Genomic DNA, 18,300 nt, shown 5'->3' with positions numbered 1-18,300 from the left:
ATTTATTATTTTAACCCTCCTGTAAAATCTGTGGGGTACTATGAGAATCTACTACTAACGCATTTTTCAACCACCTTATTACTGATTGATGATTATTTTCAGTTACTGCATACGCAATTAGGCGGCGGCAAATTAGCTCACATTCATTGTTGATCTGGTAGTCAGGATTGTCCTTTAATTTTTTAAACTCTTGATAGGCTTCTGTAAACAATTCTACTACTTTTGTACCTAAATGCAATACTTCCGTAGGTTTAGATAGCTCCGGTAAACCTTCCGTAAGTTTAACCAGTTGTAGCAAAGTGCAACCTTTGTAATAGTGTGCTTCAGGATAATCAGGTTTGTAGTCTAAGGCTTGCTTAAATGCAGTGTAAGCCTCGTCATGTCTTGCTAGAGCTAGTAAGGCCTGGCCTTTGCCGCAATAGGCTTCAGCAAGCGCAGGGTTGTGCTGTAATGCTTCCTCAAATGAATTAAGTGCTCCAGGAAAGTTTTTTCTTGATAAAAAAACCTCCCCTGTACCACTATAGGCATCAGCATGGTTAGGGTTGTGCTGTAATGCTTCCTTAAATGCCTCGAGCGCAGCTTCAGTTCTGTAGTGCTGAAATGGATCCTCAATTGCATCCTTAACTTCCTTTAAAGGATTTTTAGAGCTCATAATGACCTTGACTAGTTTGAGCAGAGCTTGACCTTTACCCACATAGGCATCAGCATGTCTAGGATTCCACTTTAATGCTGTCTCAAATTCCTTTAATGCCTTTTGAGAGTTGTTGAGTAATAAACTTTGTCCTATACCACATTGGGCTTCAATATGCTTGCTCTGCAGATTTAATACCTCCTTAAAGGCTTCAAGAGCTAATCTATGCTTCCCTAGTGCTAATAATGCTTGACCTTTGAGGCAGTGGGCAGCAGGATATTTAGAATCTAATATTAATATATTTTCTGCTTCAACAAGAGCCTCTTTAGGTTTTGCTAGTGCTAATAATGCTTGACCTTTTCCACAGGAAGCTTTGGTAAACTTAGGATTTGATTTTAATACTTTATTGAATTCAACAAGAGCGTCTTCAGGTTGTCCTAGTTTTATTAACGCTAAACCTGCCAACCACAAGGAATCAATGTGGTCAAGAGCTAGGGCAGATATTGTGTTAACCACTTGAAGCGTATTTTCAGGTTGTTCTAAATCTAATAAAACTAGTCCTTTATTGGAGAGAGCCCTAATATCATTTTGGTTTAGACTTAATGCTTTCTCAAGTGCAGTCAGAGCTTCGTGAGGCTTTCCTAGTTGTTGTAAAGCTATACCTATGTTACAATGTGTTTCCGCGCATTCAGAATTTAACGTTAATGCTTGCGTCAAGTAGGTTAGGGCTTTGTCAGGCTCTCCTTGCTCTAGTAAAAGGTCGCCTATAGATATAAGGAAAGGTGTATAATTAGGAGCTAAACTTAATGCTGTCTTCAAGGTAATTAGCGCTTTATTGGGCTGTTCTAGAACATGGAAAATGTAAGCTATACGCAGAGGTAAAGTAACACTACTGCGATCTAAATTTAATGCTTTCTGGTACATAGCAAGTGCTTCTTGCAATTGTTCTAACTTCGATAAAATTTGACCTTGATTAAAGAGTGCTGCAACATTATTATTGTCTATTTTTAATGCTTTCTCACCAGCGACCAGTGCTTCTTGCAATTGTCCTAAATTCAATAAAATGCTACTTTTATTAGAAAGTACCTCAAAACTATTATTATCTATCCTTAATGCTTCCTCACACATGACAAGTGCTTCTTGATATCTTTTGAGTTGGTATAGGGTGCAGCTTATCCCATGATATGCAACAAAATTATCAGGATCTTGGTGTATTGCTACACGAAAGTCCTGCTCTGCTGCCTTATATTCACCAAGCTCGTATAAGTACTTACCTCTAGCAAGATACGCGTTAGTGCAATTAGGATTTAACTTGATTGCTTTATTAATAACTTCACTTAGTACTAAACCTGGTATTCGTGCTTCCTCACAATACTCTATTGTACTGTAAGCATCTGCAGCCTCCGTTGCCTGACCCATTCTTTCTAATGAACAGCCTAGTTTATAATATACGTTAGGATATTGAGAGTTTAACACTATTACTTTATTAAAATGCTCGATTGCTTTTGAATCATGGCCTAGTATTGCTTGCAAACAGCCATTGTAAAAGTAGTCATGATCTGAGCCAAGTTCTAAGCGTTTTATGCACTTTAAAGCATTGAATATATCTGTAACTAATGCTTTCTTCTGCTCCTCTATATTTTCTGCAGGTCGGCTATCTGTATCCCAATAGGCATGATTAGGCAGAAGATCTAAAACCTTTATTAGATTGCTCCCATCACCTGAACTATTTGGTAATTTTTGCGTCGAAACTTGCTTGTGTTCCTCACCTATATTTAAACAGGTGGAAGTAGTCGGCAGCATTTCGTTGAATAATCGCTCAAATATCTGTAGGCTCTGGAAGAGCCCTATATCTTGTACTTGTAAATCAGCAGCTAACTTAGAATGCTGGGCTATTAAAATATCAATTTTGTGACAATGCAGTTTTACAGAATTAGGATCTAACTCTAAGGCTTTCTCACAATTTAAAAAGGCACCTATCAAGTCCTTGTCTTTTAAGCATCGTTTACTTTCTTCATAAGCTTGCTTAACCGCACTAGAATTTTGCTTTATTAGTTCATTCTTATATTTATCCTCAACTTTAGTAGGGTTCTGAGGTGTTTTATTTTTCTTAGAATTTTTGCTCATAGCTATTTACAATATTTTAAGTTGATTTATTTATTAGACTTCTTGCAGAATTCGCATCGAGCAGTGGATTTGTAGGAGATACGGACCCCTCGACCCGCATCGTACTCTATCTAGTGTACGTGAGGATTGGCAGTACCTGGTCATTGCCCCAATTACCAGCAAGAGTAGCATGATGCAAGAAGTCTATTAATGAGACAAAACCGTCTTTTTAAACATTAAGTCGCTGTTTTTATGTGACTTTAATTTTAGTGTTTCTAATTACTATTAGGGACAATTAAATAGTTATCCGCACTATTTATAATCGTTAAAATATCTGTGATATAATAATCACTACATTTAGGAATTAAAAATGAACATAACCTCTATAAAAGAACTTTTATATCGTCAAATCGTAAATTCTATTTTAATGATTCTTGAATATTTTGCTTCTTGTAAAAGCACATGATTGTACTGTTAAAAAAACCCGTAATCATTACTTTATAGCAATTAGTTATGGATATTAAGATGATGTTGTGTAATTTTGAGATATTAATAATTTAAATAATAGTACCTGTAAGCATCATTCATAACTCTAAATAAATTAATTATTTGTTAATAATAGACTTGTCATTATAGGTAAGTTTTTTAATAAAGCAAGTATTTTATGCCAATATCAGCAATCCCGGCTTTGTTGCATAAATAGAAGTTGGTGTTGAGGAAGTCAAAATAATCTGATAGAAGAGAGACAATTAAAAATAAATCAGAATTGACAAGAGAGGAGTGTTGAGTGCCAAATAATTTGACCCCCTTAGGATAAAAAATCACCAAGAGGTGTTTACTACCAACTATAAATACCGATTTTTTGGAGAGCAAAATTTGATATATGTATAAGTTTTCTAGACAATGATAGTATCATATGATACTATCAGCTTATGAGTAATAAACCTCCTTTTCAAATAACTAATAAAATCATAGAATTATTACAAAGTATTTCCCATGAACTAGGGGTGTTATTCGGTGCTAAACTTTATTTACCTCCTATAAACTTAAGAAAAAATAACCGTATTAAAACTATCCACTCTTCTCTTGCAATTGAAGGAAATACCTTAAACATAAAACAAATAACCGATTTAATAAATGGCAAGAGGGTGTTAGGGCCACAAAAAGATATTATTGAAGTTAACAATGCTATCAAAGTATATAATAATTTAAATATCTTCAATTCATCATCAATAGAATCATTATTAGAAGCTCATAAACTACTAATGCAAGATTTAATAGCAGATAATGGATGTTGGCGTAAAAGTGGAGCAGGGATATTTAAAGGTAATCAAATAACTCACCTTGCTCCTCCTGCAAATCGCGTACCTTTATTAATGGACAATTTATTCAATTTTATCAACCAAAATAATGACATCTCAGGGATAATTAAAGCCTGCGCATTCCATTATGAATTAGAATTCATACATCCTTTTTCAGATGGTAATGGAAGAATGGGAAGATTATGGCAACAACTATTATTAATAAAGACTAATGCAATTTTTGAATATATTTCTGTTGAAAGCTTAATAAGGAATAATCAAAGTGAGTATTACAGCATCTTAAATCAATGTGACAAGCTTGGAGAATCCACATTGTTTATTGAATTTATGAGCACTCAAATATTAGAAGCATTAAAACTATATACCAATAATGCCATACCTGAAGCTAATACTCCATTATCAAGAATTGAAATTGCTAAAATTACTTTAGTAGACAAATGGTTTTCTAGGAAAGATTATATTGTTATTCATAAAGATATTTCTACTGCAACGGCTAGTAGAGATTTAACTTTTGGGCTAGAGCAAGGAATGTTAAGTTGTAAAGGTGATAAAAATCAGACCTATTATAAATTTCAATAAGACCGTATCTATATTTTGCCAACTCTTCAGGTTGAACGTGTATATAAAGAGTATAAGAGCTTGTCCGCAAACTAAAATTAAGGTATAAAGAAAGAATCAAGTAAATCTATAGAGCAGTAAATATGGGGAGATGTAGATATCCAACAGATTTGGAAGATAAGGAATGGTTAAGGATAGAGAAATTTTTTCAGGTATCGTATGTCAGAGGTGGGAGGCCATTAACACATAGTAAGAGAGAGATTTTAGATGCAATTTTTTATATATTACGTACTGGGTGTCAATGGAGATATTTGCCGCATGATTTTCCGCCTTGGAAAACAGTATATGAACAATTGAGAAGATGGAAAAAGCAAGGGATTATTGCAAGAATGAACCATGAGCTTACCAAGGACATTAGAGAGAAATTGGGAAGGAATCGTAACCCTAGTGCATGTATAATAGATAGTCAATCTGTAAAAACGACAGAAAAAGGGGGACTAAAGGTTATGATGGGGGGAAGAAAGTTAAAGGAAGAAAGAGACATATTATCACAGATACTCAAGGCTTTGTGTTAGGTTGTCATGTTGGACCTGCTAATGAAAATGATAGGGATGGTGCTAAGTTGGTACTAGATAATATGAAGAAAAAGTACAACACTATTAAGAAAATGTGGGCTGACATGGGGTATCAATCTAAAGATTTACAGGATTTTATTAAGAAAAAATATGGTATAAATTTAGAAATTGTCAAGCGACCATCATGTAGGTTTTGGGTGCCAAACGATATATCGTTAGAACTATTACCAACAATAGAAGTTGGATTTAAAGTTCAGCCAAGACGATGGGTTGTTGAACGGACATTTGCCTGGATCAATAGAAATAGAAGGCTATCCAAGGAATATGAATTCCTTACTAATTCAACTGAACACATGATTTTTTTAGCTATGAGCAGATTAATTCTTCGAAGGCAATTTTATTAGAATTTTTTAGTTTGCGGACAAGCTCTAATTGAAGTTTTTAAGTAGCTAGAAATTTTGTCATTCTATTCAAAATTTTAAGAATAGGCAATATGTTCATGCTTATCTGAAAGCTAGAAGAGATGATAATGATAGTGTGATATTTAAAACACGTAGACGACAGTCAGACACTAGAATTGACTATTTCTAACCATCCATTTTCATCAATAATTTTAATGCCAACTCCTGCTTTATGAGCTTTGACAAATGTCGAATCTATCATTAACCATTCAAAATCAGGATCATTTATAAAGATATTTAGTAAGCGCTCCCATACCCATTATCACGCCATCTACAAAATCTCCCGTGCACATTCTTCCAATTGCCATAATCGGGAGGCAAATCTCTCCATGGCGCTCCTGTTCTAAATATCCACATCACTGCATTTATAAATGTTCTATTATCTACCGCTACACCTCCCCAACAACCTTGCTGCCCAGGTAAGTGGACTCCCTATCTTATCCCAAAGATCATCCTTTATATCATGTTCTATGCACTGGGCTCATAGTTTCTTATCATCTCTTTCTGTTGCTACTATTACCATAGCAAATCCCACACAATTATTCAATCATTATCTCATGACGACTTACCCTAGCGAAAAACGTAAATTGCTAAATTTTGTATTTGCGAACCTGGAACTAAATGGCTGCAAGCTTGATTACTCCTTGCGTCCGCCGTTTGATATGTTCGTAAAATGTAGCAAAACCTGCGAATGGTGGAGATGAAGGGAATCGAACCCTTGACCCTCTGCGTGCAAAGCAGATGCTCTACCCCTGAGCTACATCCCCAAAGCAGTTATAGGCTGAGATATTTAACTGAAGGTACATATATTTGATAGAGTTCGGTTATGCTCACATATTGCTTATATGGCCCGAAGGCTCTACCAAACCTTAAAATTCATGTGTCCTAAGCTAAGTCCAGTGCACCTTGCTAGTTAATGGTCAATTTTGTGGTTATTCTAGTTTTCGAATCCTCGAGGATATAATTTAATGTTTTGCTCTCACCCAAGGCAACAAGGTTCCATCAGCTCCTGTCACCAAATCTCCTGAAGCCTCATACTCGGCTGCAAAAAATGTAGATTTCTGAGTAATAAGTTTTACTGGCTTAATTTTTTGCCCCTGATAAAAATACTCCTTGGCTTGCTCCCGAGAGGTAGGGTTATTTTTAGAGGCAGTTTTTGCTTTTGACATACAGGACCTATCATCACTTAATCGTCTTACTATTACATAAAAATAGCGAGCATTTATGATTTGTCAAGGAAAAGCGACAAATATTAAGGGCTTTAACTAAAAAGCTGCACCACTGATACGTAGTGGCCCTCTTCAAGCATTATGTGATCGTGTTTTAGTTCATTCTTGCTAATCTGCCTCTTGAAGCTTAGCGTCCTAGCTCGCTGAAACCTTGCCACCGTTTTGCAAAACTTAATATAATTAACAGGGGAGATAAAGTTTATCTCCTCCAATTATTTACTCCCCTCTTCCTATCGGCTTTTTCCCCACCTTGTCCTTTTGCCTCCTAGTCACTTGAGGCGCAGGCGTTACAGCTCCATTCTGTCTCTGAGGTTGGTATGGACGGAGAGATTGCTTGATATGGTCAAGCTCCTTCTTGCGAGTTAGTATTGTGTACCTCGGCCTTGAGTCAGGTGTGTACACAATGCTCTGTCCTTTATTATTTTTAATTGTTAGATCTGCGCCCTGGGCAATCAATTTTTGCAATATTTTTTGCTTGCTAGTAGCTAGCCGTTCAGCTGCCGGTGCATTGGCCTCTTTATCTACGGAAGCTGGTTGCAAGAGTATATGCATAGGAGTATCGCCTACATTATTTCGTATGTTTAGTTCCACACCACCCTTGTTGCAATGGGATTGAATCAAGGAGGCCGCCTCCTCTGCATTGATCTTGTTTTGTCGAAAACTTTCCATAATAACATGTGAAATAGCATAGTACCCCACACTTATTGTTGAAGTTGAAAGGCATGCATAATGTGTTTTCGTAGTAATGAAAACAACATAGCAGGGGTATCACTTAACGAGTTATAAAAATAATCTTTTATCCAATCAAATCCGTAAGTAAATAATGAGTATAATTTACGACCATGTTTTTTGATCTTTATAGGATAAATTTTGTTCTTAATGTCACCAGCAAGCACGCAAATAGCTAAGGATAAAGATACTATTGCAAATAGTTTTTCCAGCTTTTTTTGATCTGTAATGTGGGTATCTTCAATATTAAATCCAGATGACTTGAGAGACAGAAAAGGTCGCTCAATGCTCCACCTCTGCTTATATGCTAGCAAAGCACATTCACCAATAAGCACATTACTAGCAATAAATAGTTGCTCTCTTTCTAATTGCAAACAAGTTATTTTAATTGCCATACCATTGTAAATTTTGCTTTCTATAGTTTTAGTGTCACCCATTTGCATATCGGCAAAACATTTATTCAACTTCATCTTGCCACCGTTGAAATGCTTGACCTTCTCACTTTTTCTTAGCCTGATAGCAAAAGGTAATTTTTGGATTCCACCCATATATTGCAACCATTCCTCACCAACAAATTCCCGATCGGCAAGGATAAGCTCTATCATTTCCTTAGGTATAATTGTTAAAATTTGCTCAATCAATTTCTTTCTTTCATTAGTAGAAGAGTTGCCTTTTTTATCAAGTAACAACCATGCTATAGGAATTGAAATATTACCATAAACGATAGTTGCAACAAAAAAATTCAAATTTTTAATACCAAATTGCCAGCTGGTTCTATCTATGGCAAGGCTAATTTTACCTGTTAGACAGAGCAATTTAACAATAATTTTCCCTAAACTTATAAAGCACCATAGTACCCCACAGATTTTACAGGAGGGTTAAAATAATAAATTGAATAAGTGACTGAGAGTCACTAATCTCCGCTGAGAAACAAGCAACAGGAGGTATTAATGGACTCTCAATCACTATACCAAATATTATACATATTTTTAGATTGGCACCCAGCACGAATTAAAACATTTGCAGAATTAATTTGTGCAGTAGTAAAAGCTAAAACTGTGAGAATCAAAGAATTAGCACTGTATGTCGCTTCTAAAGGCAATTTGCATGCCAAGATTGTTAAAGTTGAGCGTTTGCTTTTAGAACAAAATATGTGCTTTATAAGTTTAGGGAAAATTATTGTTAAATTGCTCTGTCTAACAGGTAAAATTAGCCTTGCCATAGATAGAACCAGCTGGCAATTTGGTATTAAAAATTTGAATTTTTTTGTTGCAACTATCGTTTATGGTAATATTTCAATTCCTATAGCATGGTTGTTACTTGATAAAAAAGGCAACTCTTCTACTAATGAAAGAAAGAAATTGATTGAGCAAATTTTAACAATTATACCTAAGGAAATGATAGAGCTTATCCTTGCCGATCGGGAATTTGTTGGTGAGGAATGGTTGCAATATATGGGTGGAATCCAAAAATTACCTTTTGCTATCAGGCTAAGAAAAAGTGAGAAGGTCAAGCATTTCAACGGTGGCAAGATGAAGTTGAATAAATGTTTTGCCGATATGCAAATGGGTGACACTAAAACTATAGAAAGCAAAATTTACAATGGTATGGCAATTAAAATAACTTGTTTGCAATTAGAAAGAGAGCAACTATTTATTGCTAGTAATGTGCTTATTGGTGAATGTGCTTTGCTAGCATATAAGCAGAGGTGGAGCATTGAGCGACCTTTTCTGTCTCTCAAGTCATCTGGATTTAATATTGAAGATACCCACATTACAGATCAAAAAAAGCTGGAAAAACTATTTGCAATAGTATCTTTATCCTTAGCTATTTGCGTGCTTGCTGGTGACATTAAGAACAAAATTTATCCTATAAAGATCAAAAAACATGGTCGTAAATTATACTCATTATTTACTTACGGATTTGATTGGATAAAAGATTATTTTTATAACTCGTTAAGTGATACCCCTGCTATGTTGTTTTCATTACTACGAAAACACATTATGCATGCCTTTCAACTTCAACAATAAGTGTGGGGTACTATGGGTTGGGGTATATTCTGCAGCAATGATTGCTGGAAAACTCCAACCCATGGATAAAAGAGAGTTGATCATGGGCTGTAGTCTATCATCGTTGTCTATATTGTTGGTGCGAGCTCCATTAGCGATTAATATTTCAATATATGAAAGGTTACCCGCACAAACAGCTAGGTGTAATGGCGTAAGGTTATATAAACTTAACCAAAGTCCTATCTTATCAACAAATATCATATTTCTTTCATAAGGGTTGTTTTTATCATTAATTCTCACATTAGGATTAGCACCAGCTTGAATTAGGTCTTTTATAATTGACACATTACTATTATTATCAAAAATAATAGCATGTAAAAGCTGACTGTCCAACATATCTTGAGGCTCAGCAGGTCTAAAAAATTTTATTATATTCTTAAGCATTGTGTACCTATTTTTTAAAGTTAACTCCCCTGCAGTGCAAATGCATAGCTTAAGATTATAGCATCAACGCCTAATGTATGTACTAACTCACTGATAGGTAAGCCACTAGTTTGACTAGTGAGACTATCAAGGCTTGGCCTTAAGATTTAGTATAAAAGAAACAAGTTATTAAAGACCAAGGATTTCTCCACTATCATCAAAACACATTATAATACATGGTATTTATGATTTTTATGAAGAATAGGATTAATTTAATACAAGAGGTGATAGTTCGTATAATACGCTATAGTGATTTTTTGCACCTATCACTCCTGTAGGCCTTTAGAAAAATTGTATAATTAGACGGATGTCTATTTTGACATCTTAAAACTATTACTATACTACGCAGTACTCTGTAATATCGAACCCGTCAAAACTGTTAACACATCAGATCTGCATTGGCATCTTGATCATTACTCGAGTACTTATGGTATTTAAAACAGTATGTAGGATGATCATTTACTATACCGATAGCCTGCATAAAGGCATATATCATTTTAGGCCCAATGAATGTAAAACCTTTATTTTTCATATCTTGACAAATAGATCTTGATAATTGAGTTTCGTCTGGTACTTCTTGTGTAGATTTCCATTCATTTAGAATAGGTTTATGTTCAACGTAATTCCAAATATAGTTACTAAAAGAACCATATTGTTTTTGTACTTCTAAAAACATTTTGGCATTTTGGATAGAAGATCTAATTTTTAGCTGACTCCTTACTATTCCTGAATTATTTATTAGTTCTGATTCTTTTTCTGCAGTGAATTTTGCAACCTCAATAGGGTTAAAACCATGATAAGCTAACCTATAATTCTCTCTTTTTTGAAGAATTAGTAGCCAATTTAAACCAGCTTCGGCTGATTCCAATATCAATAATTCAAACAACTTACAATCATCATATACAGGAATCCCCCATTCTTCATCATGGTATTTTAGGTACAAAGGATGATCTTTTATCCAATCACATCGAGGTTTAGCATCATTAAATTTCATTTTTTGAAAACCATAGGATAAATGTTACGATTGTACTTTAAGAGCTATTAAACATGCTAATGCTAACCTTAATTTATCCAGTACTTAATCACTATTTACCTTGTGCCATATAAAATCCTCCAAATTTAATTTATTTTAGCATTTCTATTTTTAGATTGCTATCTATATACAGGGTCATTTAATGGTGGATCTCCGTAATGATTTGTTTTAATATAACACCATTTGTAGAATTATGGTAAGTGATACGTTCTACAGTACCAGAGATATACTCTTTATTATTTTGACCCCAAACTTCCGAAAGATTTACGTAATATAAATTTATACCCCTGATATCTCTAATGTTGTTTATAGAAAAGACTTGTAATGCACTGTCAGACCCTTAATTGTATAGGGTGCCATACAATATGTTACGTAAATCTTTTGGAAGTTTGGGTTTGAATATTGTGCAATTAATATGACTATTTTCTCATTAATATCTTAATTTTAGCGCAATAGCTCTGTTCTGAGCAATTAGAATAAGCTTTACTTGAATAATAAGTCTATTTTGGCTGCTAGAATAAAATCATTTTCGGTAAGACCATCAATTTTATGTGTCCATATTTCAACGGCACATACTCCCCAGGCAATCATTAAATTAGGATGATGAGCTTCGGCTTGCGCAAGTGCTGCAATTTGATTGGCAAAGTGCATAGCGCCAATAAAGTTTTTAAATTTATACTCCTTGTATAAGTGCGTAGTATTATTAAGCACCCAATCATTATTTAACTCTATAAATAACCTGTGAGCCACTTCTTGAGATAAGGCTGATGCCTCTCCATTACATGGCGTACATGTTTTTTCTATTAAGTGTATATTAGATGTATCCATATTTATTCAAAGTCTAAAGACTTACTATTAATCATATTCTGGGGCAATGCCAAACAAGTGGCTTCTATCTAGATCTACATCACCAACTATACCATCTATTCTACCTTTACTGGAATGTTGCCACCAAACCCATCCTTTATCTTGCCAAGTGGTTGGAATGGTTGGTGACTTTTCTTTTGTCCAATGTGCTATCCATAATTTATAGGGACTAAAATCATATTTTTGCCAAGCCACTTTGTTCTCCCAATAATTAGGGCTACAATAGATATATATATTATTAAATGTTTTATTTAAGGCCACTAGCAAACCATATAATGTATCAGCCATTTGTTCGGGTCCAACATTTTCATTCAGTTTTTCTTCGACATCAATAGCTAATATATCATTACATACATCAAAATCACATTTTGCTACTAATGCTTCTTTAATATTAGTTATTTGGGATTCAGGAAGTTGATAACCTTTTAAATAATGATATGCAGCTGCTTTAATATTATTATTTTTCATTCCAACCCAATTACTTAAGAATTTAGGATCTTGATAATCGCTTCCTCCAGTAACTTTTGCTATAGCAAAGTTGATACCAACTTCTTTTACTTTCTGCCAGTTTATTTCTCCCTGCCAATGAGATACATCAATACCATTATCATACTTATCTTTTGCCATTTTTAGTCCTCCAGTTAGTTAACCTGATAATATAACTTAATTATAGAAAATTCAGGTTAGTGAGATTAATTAATAATAGAATGAAGTAATTATTAAATTTATGGTTTAACCCCGACTATGGATACCGTCTTAGGAGTCAAGAAGAAAAGTATTATGTTTAAGCATAGAATTTAAACAGACAATAATCTTCCTCATAACAGCAACAAGAGCAATTTTAGGAGCTTTACCAGCGTTAAGTAATTTATTATAAAAACCTTGCATAATTTTATTATAGCGAGTTGCAACCAAAGCCGCCATATAAAGAGCTTGACGTACAACAAATCTACCCCCGGTAATGTGAGCTTTATAGACTTTCTTACCACTTTCGACTGTTTTAGGAGCAAGGCCTACAAGAGAGGAAATCTCTTTATTACTAAGTTTGCCTAATTCTGGAAGCTCAATTAATAGCACTCTGGCTATTTTCTTTCCTACTCCTTTATAACTAGTAATAATTTCCTGCTTCTTACTTAAATTGTCATCTTGAGTAATCAGAGCCTCAATATCCTTTCTAATCTGTTCTAGCTGCTTATCCCCCAAATTTAATAGACAATTTGTGTAAAATTTATTAAGAATTGATAACCTTATTCAAGGCCTAACAATTAGCTGTAACCATGAATAATATATAGCTTCATTGTGTATCTTTAACGACTAAGCATAAGGTACAAGGTTTGCTATTTCAGCACAAGACTCATTACTTCCTATCATACTGCTGTCATATATACCGCTATCATCTGAGATAAAGGAATCAATTGTTTTACGCTGCTGCGAATTATCATATATAGAGGTATTATCTGTATCATCTAATCTTTGGATCTTTGCTTTAGGATAATCCTCTATCTTTTCAGTGTTACTTATTCTCTTATTATCGATCTCCAAATCTACCATTTCTTGTCCTTTACTATACCAAGCGCCTAATATTTGATTATGCTGAATTTCATAGGTTGTCTTATTACTGTTAGAACTTATCGTCTCTATGTCTTCTTTAGTAATGCTGTGTAGTGGTGAATTCATGACGACTAATTTTGCATATTCAATAAACTGGGTAATAGATATATGATTTATACTTAAATCCTTAATGCGTAAACTCAATGTATTATCTAAACCAGAACAAGCTATTCCAATATCTTGTAATATGGAATATACCTTAAATCCACAATTCTCACCAATTATTGAAATGACTTTTGCTGTAGTACTCATTGATGAATCTAATAAAACTTCTATTAGTACCGCTTTATTAATAACACCTTCTACAGTTTTTTCTGCAATTACATAGAACTTAGAGATATTTTGTTCATTACTCTCCCATTTATCATTAGCTATATTAAGGTTTAAGCTCTTTTTAAGATCTTCACGATTTTTCTCTATATTCTCTTCATATATCTTTATATCTATAAACTGTTTTTTAGTTATTTCTTTTAATATTATTCCTATGTTTTCAGGAGTATAGCCACTTACTTTTTCTTTCTCATTCTCCCATTCTGATGTTTCTTCAGATTCAGTTTCAGACTGTTCACTATTCTTGATAGATTCAGTATCATTTTCACTGGCAGTACGTTCAGAAAATATATCTATATTATTATAGCTTGTGATATATTCCTCCCATACTCTAAAAAATATCTCACTTTGTTCATTTGGTAAAGAAGAGTACCTTAGTATAGTTTTGCCAAAATTTTCCTGATTTAAGATTTCATCATCTCTGAATGTTTTATATTCTTCCTTAAAAGCATATTCTAAATCTTTATCTGTGTTCGTAACTTTTCTTGTTAAAGTAGTATATATAAGCTTTTCATTATGATCTGTTAATTCTATAGCATTTAGTATTATTTTAAACACATTGCGAGCGGCGTTAATATTGTGGCATAATTCCTGATTTGACATATTAGAATTATTCAAATCTATAGTTTCTGCATAATTTTTTAATAACTGTTTTAATTCCTCTTGAAATCTACTTAACTCAATAGATGGTGTAGATATCAACCGTTTTATTTTGTCATTTAACGCTTTAACTTTTCCACCTTCTTTTGTATATTCTGTATGCGATTTAATTTTATGAAATATTAATTCTGCTTTATCTAACTGCATTGCACAAAAAGCTATAGATCTTTTTATAATAGTTTGTTGTAGAGCAACAGACGCATGTTCATAATGAGGTATTTCTTGCTGTTCTTTATAAGCATCAGTAATATATTCTTTAAGACAATTAAAGGTATCATTTAACTTTTGATCGACTCCATATATGTTAACTAACTTGCCAAATGTGCTTTCTTCAAAAGGTTTATTGACTAAGTGATGTGCTATACTTTGGAAAATTGTGGTAATTGGTATTACATGATTACCACAATTACTGTCTGTACTACCCTTATCTTTTATTGCTTTACCCCTATTTATTGTTAAGCTTTGAATATGATAATCACCGTTATTGTTTTCTGTTAATTCTAGATCTATATTAATATTTGTAGTTAGATAGGTATCTAGTACTTTTAATACTTTGGCTTTAATTTCTCGTGTTAATGGGGCATTGCGTAAACGAAATTCTTTCAATGCTGTATTAAAAGAAGTGTCATTTTGGTCTTCTTCAATTGAATTTAAAAAAATATAGTCTAACCATTCTTGTTCTTTAACTGGCATATCACAGTCTGAATGTAACCATAGACAGATCTTCTTCTCCAGAATTTTTATGTCTTTTCCCTCAGAACTTTGAAAATTCAAATATATATCTAACAAATCACAAATTTTCTTATCCCAATAATCTGGATCTTGTTCCTTAGAACATTGTGCTTGTAAATATTCCTTAATTTCGTATAGTGAAATATTGCTATTCTCTTGATTAAAAAATAATAAGTATTTTGCAATTGCAGAAGAGCTACCCTCAGATACTTTTTCTACTAGTGCATTTTCTATTCTTATAATATCAGCTGGATAGGCTTGTTTTTGTAAAGAATTATTAAATTGTACTATCTGTTCTTTTAATGTATTAAGTGCTGGTAATCTTTGCAATCGATTAATTAATTCTAGATGACTGTATTGATTGCTATCTTGAAATGGTTCTATCTCAAGTTTTAACAGCTGTTCATTAATTTTGTTTAGCCTTATTTTTTGTAATTTGCTATATAGACAATCCTGTGCTAAATCTTCTGATGATATATTACTTTGTTCTTTTTCCTGTAATTTGATCGATACATACGCATCTGCTATCTTTTGTTTCTCAGATTTGGTGAGTTGAGGTGCTGTTAATATGTTAAAAGCATTATCTAACTTTCTTATTAACTCTTCTTGTGATATCTCTGTTGCTCTTATATACTTTTTTAATGCTTTAAATAATATTCTAGCATCACAATTAGATTGATCATAATTATATAATGCTGATTGTAGTGCATCAGAGTTAAATAACATCTCTTTATTATCTGTATCCTTATCTTCTAGGGGCATAGCTTGTATTAGTATACTTGTGTTGTTTAGAATGACGTTATTACCAACATCTGTATTATATTTGTATATATATTTTTGGTTATGCCATGTAATCTCTTTTTTTTTATCTAATATCTTTCTTGTTTTAGCTATGGGCTCCATTGAATTGGATGTTAACTTTCTTTTTGTCATATCTATTTTTACAAAAAATGAAATAAAGGTATAAAACTATCAAAAACTCCAACTCTCTATTTGTAATCAAAAGTTGTTAAGTAATTTGATCCTAAAAACTTTATTTAACAATATCTATTCTGCTCCTATTTTTTGAATTTATATACACGGCTTTGCTCAGGTCCTTTCATTCTATAGTTAAGTTAGTTGAATTTGAGCACAAGGCATAAACCCTAGAATTACTAGGTGAGTAACGAATAATGACCTACTGAAGTGCAAATCATTTAACGGTGGTTCTTAATATTATTACTAATATAACAAAATCCTTAAAGAATTTATATAAAATTTTTAGATATCCACTTATTATATCTCTAAAACTTTTAATGGGAAAACTAATTAGACTCTATATTGCACTTACATCCATCCCTAGTGCTCCTAATTCCTCAAGCATACAATTAGAATTATTATTACTATAACACGCTTTAGGCAACTTTGCTTTTAATTCATCGTCTAATTCTTTTTTTTCAATATCTAAAGTAATTGGTAATATAGGTAAATCGTATACCATCTCTATAAGCATAAGTAATTTTTGTCTAACATGATTATATAAACTATCTTCTACTAATTCATATTCTGCGTGCAATACATCTAAAATCATTGTGTTAAACATATCTTGCTCTTTCTCACTTACTAAGTGAGAACCTCTATTATCTTGTAGTGCAAGCAATATTTGAATTATTTTGATACTACCTGCGTCATATCTTAAATAATTATCTATTGCATAATAAAGTGCAGTGTGGTTATTACTATCTTCAAGATTAATATATTCTCTTAACTGCTCTATATCATTTTCAAAAATACCTTGCCAGTTAGTAATTAAGTAACTAACTAATAACTTAAAAACTTCAACTTTATAGCCTTGAGCTGCTATTATTAAAGCTGTTTCATTATTTTGATTTTGTTGCTTAATGTTTATTTGTGGATGAGTAAGAAATGCTTGTACAATTTCTGTATTGCCAATTCCGACTGCTAATAAAAACGGCTCATCATTGTTAGGGCAACGTATGGTTGGTACAGGAATACTTTTGTTAATATCTATTTCAAAACATTCTAGTAAATATTTAACGGTATTGGAATCTTGGCGTAATATTGCATCTGTTAATAATGTGTTGCCATTTTCATCTAATTGGTTAATATTCATTCTATTTACAAAACTGATGCTTAGTTTAGGAAAACTATTGATTACCTCCATAAGCATAAGTAATTTTTGTCTAATATTATTATGTAAACTATCTTCGTCCAATTCATATTCTTTATCCAATTCATCTAACAGCATTGTGTTAAACATATGTTGCTCTTGCTCGCTTACTAAATGTTCACCTCGATCATCTTGTAGTGCAAGCAATATTTGAATTATTTTGATACTATCTGCATCATATCTTAAATAATTATCTACTGCATAATAAAGAGCAGTGTGGTTATGGCTATCTTTCAGATTAATATATTCTCTTAACTGCTCTAAACCATTTGCACAAATATCTTGCTTGTTAGTAATTAAGTAACTAATTAATAACTTAAAAACTTCGACTTTGCAGCCTTGAACTGCAATTATCAAAGCTGTTTCATGATCTTGATTTTGTTGCTTAATGTTTGTTTGTGGATGAGTAAGAAATGTTTGGACAATTTCTACATTGCCAATTCCAACTGCTAATAAAAAAGGTTGATCCTCATCCTTAACACCACATATTACTGGTATAGAAGTGCTTTTATTGATATCTATCTTAGGCCAGTCTAACAAAGATTTAACGGCTTTTGCATCGTGACGTAATATTGCGTCCTTCAATAAGGTATTGCTATTTTCATCTGTTTTATTAATATCTCCTATTATATCTACAAAATTCATTTTTAATGTAGGCAAACTATTTATTACTTCTATAAACCTAGGTAGTTTTTGACTAACCTCATATAAGCTAATTTCGTCAACTTCATATCCTTCATTCAATGCACATAAAAACATTATGTCAACCATATTTTGTTCTTGCTTACTTACTA

14 protein-coding genes, 1 tRNA gene and 1 pseudogene are annotated in these 18,300 nt (G+C 32.9%); 3 read left to right on the top strand and 13 right to left on the bottom strand.

Translation table 11 applies throughout. From position 1 onward, the window contains the following. Positions 1-10: 10 nt before the first annotated feature. Complete coding sequence (locus ACFELV_RS01840) at positions 11-2,758, bottom strand: tetratricopeptide repeat protein (RefSeq protein ID WP_375326505.1); 2,748 nt, start codon at positions 2,756-2,758, stop codon at positions 11-13. Positions 2,759-3,669: 911 nt separating this feature from the next. Between ACFELV_RS01840 and ACFELV_RS01835 the strand changes: the two genes are divergently transcribed. Next, a complete protein-coding gene (locus ACFELV_RS01835; RefSeq protein WP_375326504.1) occupies positions 3,670-4,638 on the top strand; it encodes a Fic family protein in 969 nt (322 codons plus the stop codon). A gap of 122 nt (positions 4,639-4,760) precedes the next feature. After that, positions 4,761-5,596, top strand: a protein-coding gene (locus ACFELV_RS01830) for an IS5 family transposase (protein ID WP_375326503.1) whose coding sequence is annotated in 2 segments (ribosomal slippage) — positions 4,761-5,133 and positions 5,133-5,596 — 837 coding nt in all. Because the reading frame shifts where the segments join, the coding sequence is not laid out codon by codon here. A gap of 208 nt (positions 5,597-5,804) precedes the next feature. On the opposite strand, the pseudogene ACFELV_RS01825 reads toward ACFELV_RS01830, so the two are convergent. From ACFELV_RS01825 to ACFELV_RS01805, 5 genes and pseudogenes are all read right to left on the bottom strand, one after another. Then, positions 5,805-6,125: pseudogene (locus ACFELV_RS01825) on the bottom strand (IS5 family transposase); the annotation flags it as partial. 220 nt (positions 6,126-6,345) lie between these two features. Next, positions 6,346-6,420: transfer RNA gene (locus ACFELV_RS01820), tRNA-Ala, on the bottom strand. 198 nt (positions 6,421-6,618) lie between these two features. Beyond that, positions 6,619-6,822 (bottom strand): hypothetical protein, encoded by a 204-nt coding sequence (locus ACFELV_RS01815; RefSeq protein WP_375326502.1) that lies wholly within the window; start codon positions 6,820-6,822, stop codon positions 6,619-6,621. Between the two features lie 276 nt (positions 6,823-7,098). Then, on the bottom strand, positions 7,099-7,551 hold the full coding sequence (locus ACFELV_RS01810; protein WP_375326501.1) for a hypothetical protein: 453 nt from the start codon (positions 7,549-7,551) through the stop codon (positions 7,099-7,101). Between the two features lie 32 nt (positions 7,552-7,583). After that, positions 7,584-8,426, bottom strand: a complete 843-nt coding sequence (locus ACFELV_RS01805) for an IS4 family transposase (protein ID WP_375326500.1) — start codon at positions 8,424-8,426, stop codon at positions 7,584-7,586. 135 nt (positions 8,427-8,561) lie between these two features. Here ACFELV_RS01805 and ACFELV_RS01800 point away from each other — a divergent pair, with 135 nt between their 5' ends. Next, positions 8,562-9,641: an IS4 family transposase gene (locus ACFELV_RS01800; protein WP_375326208.1), complete on the top strand. Its 1,080-nt coding sequence runs from the start codon at positions 8,562-8,564 to the stop codon at positions 9,639-9,641. Here the strand turns inward: ACFELV_RS01800 and ACFELV_RS01795 are convergent. From ACFELV_RS01795 to ACFELV_RS01765, 7 genes are all read right to left on the bottom strand, one after another. Further along, positions 9,600-10,064, bottom strand: a complete 465-nt coding sequence (locus tag ACFELV_RS01795; RefSeq protein WP_375326499.1) for a hypothetical protein — start codon at positions 10,062-10,064, stop codon at positions 9,600-9,602. The genes ACFELV_RS01800 and ACFELV_RS01795 overlap by 42 nt on opposite strands. Before the next feature lie 418 nt (positions 10,065-10,482). Further along, on the bottom strand, positions 10,483-11,097 hold the full coding sequence (locus ACFELV_RS01790) for a DNA-3-methyladenine glycosylase I (protein WP_375326498.1): 615 nt from the start codon (positions 11,095-11,097) through the stop codon (positions 10,483-10,485). Positions 11,098-11,619: 522 nt separating this feature from the next. After that, positions 11,620-11,964: a 4a-hydroxytetrahydrobiopterin dehydratase gene (locus ACFELV_RS01785; RefSeq protein WP_375326497.1), complete on the bottom strand. Its 345-nt coding sequence runs from the start codon at positions 11,962-11,964 to the stop codon at positions 11,620-11,622. A 27-nt stretch (positions 11,965-11,991) separates the two neighbouring features. After that, a complete protein-coding gene (locus tag ACFELV_RS01780; protein WP_375326496.1) occupies positions 11,992-12,630 on the bottom strand; it encodes a glycoside hydrolase family 25 protein in 639 nt (212 codons plus the stop codon). Positions 12,631-12,759: 129 nt separating this feature from the next. Beyond that, on the bottom strand, positions 12,760-13,206 hold the full coding sequence (locus ACFELV_RS01775) for a transposase (RefSeq protein ID WP_375326495.1): 447 nt from the start codon (positions 13,204-13,206) through the stop codon (positions 12,760-12,762). A gap of 111 nt (positions 13,207-13,317) precedes the next feature. Next, entirely contained in the window at positions 13,318-16,269 is a 2,952-nt protein-coding gene (locus ACFELV_RS01770; RefSeq protein ID WP_375326494.1) for a hypothetical protein, read from the bottom strand. Positions 16,270-16,651: 382 nt separating this feature from the next. Continuing rightward, positions 16,652-18,277, bottom strand: a complete 1,626-nt coding sequence (locus ACFELV_RS01765; RefSeq protein ID WP_375326493.1) for an ankyrin repeat domain-containing protein — start codon at positions 18,275-18,277, stop codon at positions 16,652-16,654. Positions 18,278-18,300: the final 23 nt, after the last annotated feature.

This window comes from Candidatus Tisiphia endosymbiont of Nemotelus uliginosus (assembly GCF_964264835.1).
Taxonomy (GTDB): domain Bacteria; phylum Pseudomonadota; class Alphaproteobacteria; order Rickettsiales; family Rickettsiaceae; genus Tisiphia.
This window is presented reverse-complemented; position numbering and strand designations above follow the sequence as displayed.